Here is a 2,048-nt window from a genome sequence, read left to right on the forward strand (position 1 = left end):
GCTCGCCGAGGGGCGGCTCGACGTGCACGTCGGCCGGGACGCCGCCGACCTGCGCGCGGAGCTGCTGGCGTGCCCGGGCATCGACCCGTCGACCGCGGACTACGTGCTGATGCGCGTCCTCGGCGCCCCCGACGTGCTGCTCGCCGAGGACCCCGCCGTCCGGCGAGGTGCCGAGGCACTGGGCATCAGCCCGGAGTCACTGCCGTCGCACGCGCGGCAGTGGACGCCGTGGTGCTCCTACGCCGGGCGGTACCTCCAGCAAGCCGCCGGCTGAGGCGCGTCAGCCCTGCGCGCCCTGCCACAGCACGGCCTGGGCCACGATCACCTGGTCTCCGTCGAACGTCGCCGCCGGCGAGCCGTGCAGGCGGTAGCCGAGTTCGAGCGCCTCGCTGACGCGGTGGCAGAACTTCGCGTCGTCGGGGCCGGTGAGCAGGCGGTAGCGGGGCAGGCCGTTCGGCGGCTGGTCCGTCATGGCTTCATCTTGTCCGAGCGATCAGCCGGCGCGCACCTCCAATGTCGAGCCCGTGCGGGACTTGCGGACGCGCAGCCGGGTCGGGATGCGCTGCCGCAGCTCCTCGACGTGCGACACGAGCCCGACCACCCGGCCGCCGGCGCGCAGCTCGTCGAGGATGTTCATCACGACGTCGAGTGTTTCGGCGTCCAGGGTGCCGAAGCCCTCGTCGACGAACAGCGTGTCGAGCAGCGCGCCGCCGGTTTCCCCGGCGACGACGTCGGCCAGCCCCAGCGCGAGGGCCAGCGACGCGAGGAACGACTCGCCGCCGGACAGCGTCTTCGCCGGGCGGATGGTGCCCGAGTAGTCGTCCAGCACGTCGATGCCGAGGCCGCCGCGAGTGCCGCGCGCCCCGGCCGCGTCGGAGTGCACGAAGGAGTAGCGCCCCTGGCTCATGGTGCGCAGCCGGTGCGTGGCGGCGACCGCCACTTCCTCCAGCCGCGCCGCCAGCACGTACGACCGCAGCGACATCTTGCGGCTGTTCTGCCCGCGCCCGTTGACGACCTCCGCCAGCGCCCGCAGCTCGGCGTACGCCGCTTCGGCCGGCGCCAGCCCGGCGAGCGCCTTCTTCAGCAGGCCGGCCAGCCGGGTCAGTTCCTCGTGCTGCGCGGTGGCCGCGCGCAGTGCCGCGTACGCCGAATCAGCGCGCGCCCGCGCCAGCTCGGCGGCGTCGGCCGCGCGGTCGACGTCGGCGACGTCGTCCGGTGAGATCCCGAACAGATCCGGCTCGGACAGCAGGGCCCGAGCCCCGGCCGCGGTCGCTTCGGCCTCGGCGATGCCCTGTTCGAGCTTCTCGATCTGCTCGTCCGGCAGCATCGCGGCCCGCGCCTTCTTCAGCGACTTGAACCCCTTCGCCTCGACCGCCAGCTCGACCAGCGAGCGTTGCTCGGCCACCCGTTCCCGGGCGCCGGCGACCGCCGTCCGGGCTTCGGCGACCGCTTCGAGGGCTTCGGCCAGGCCGATCAGGTGCGTGCGCCGCGCCCCGACGTCCGCGAACTCGCCGCGGCCGGCGACCAGGCGGCGTTCGCGCTCGGCCAGCCGTTCTTCCAGGGCCCGGACGTCGGTCGTCGCCTCGGTCGCCGCCTGCTCGGCCTGACGGCGGCGTTCGGTCCGCGCTTCGAGGTCACGCTCCAGGAGGACGACCTGCTGGCCCAGCTTCACCTTCCCGGCCGCCTGCTCGGTCAGCGCGACGACCACCGAACGCGCTTCCGCCAGCTCGGCGGTGATCGACTCGGCCGTGCGCCCGCCCAGCCGTTCCACCAGCCCCGCCAGCCGTGCCTTCGCCTCCTCCAGCGCGACCACGACCCGCTGCCGCACCGCGTCCGCCGCTTGCTCGGCTTCTTCGGCGGCGCGCTCCTCCGCCGGATCGACCAGCTCGACGTCCCGGTTCGCCTTCGCCGGGTGCTCCGCCGACCCGCACACCGGGCACGGCGCGCCGTCCGGCAGCGCGGCGGCCAGCTCGGCCGCCATCCCGTCGAGCCGCCGCTCTCGCAGGTCGAGCCGCCGTTGCCGGGCTTCCTGGTGCGCGTCGACCACC

Annotated in this window: 2 protein-coding genes and 1 pseudogene; 1 reads left to right on the forward strand and 2 read right to left on the reverse strand. The window is 74.8% G+C overall.

The genetic code is table 11. The features are described from left to right. A pseudogene (locus G3I65_RS39945) lies at window positions 1–274 on the forward strand (DNA-3-methyladenine glycosylase); the annotation flags it as partial. A 6-nt stretch (window positions 275–280) separates the two neighbouring features. Here the strand turns inward: G3I65_RS39945 and G3I65_RS39950 are convergent. Further along, the gene (locus tag G3I65_RS39950; protein ID WP_160700683.1) at window positions 281–472 is read right to left on the reverse strand and encodes a DUF1737 domain-containing protein; all 192 of its coding nucleotides are present in this window, start codon (window positions 470–472) and stop codon (window positions 281–283) included. A 21-nt stretch (window positions 473–493) separates the two neighbouring features. Next, window positions 494–2,048, reverse strand: a 1,555-nt coding sequence (locus tag G3I65_RS39955) for an SbcC/MukB-like Walker B domain-containing protein (RefSeq protein WP_275940190.1), incomplete at its 5' end; no start/stop codon positions are given.

The organism is Amycolatopsis sp. SID8362, assembly GCF_010550475.1.
Lineage (GTDB): Bacteria > Actinomycetota > Actinomycetes > Mycobacteriales > Pseudonocardiaceae > Amycolatopsis > Amycolatopsis eburnea.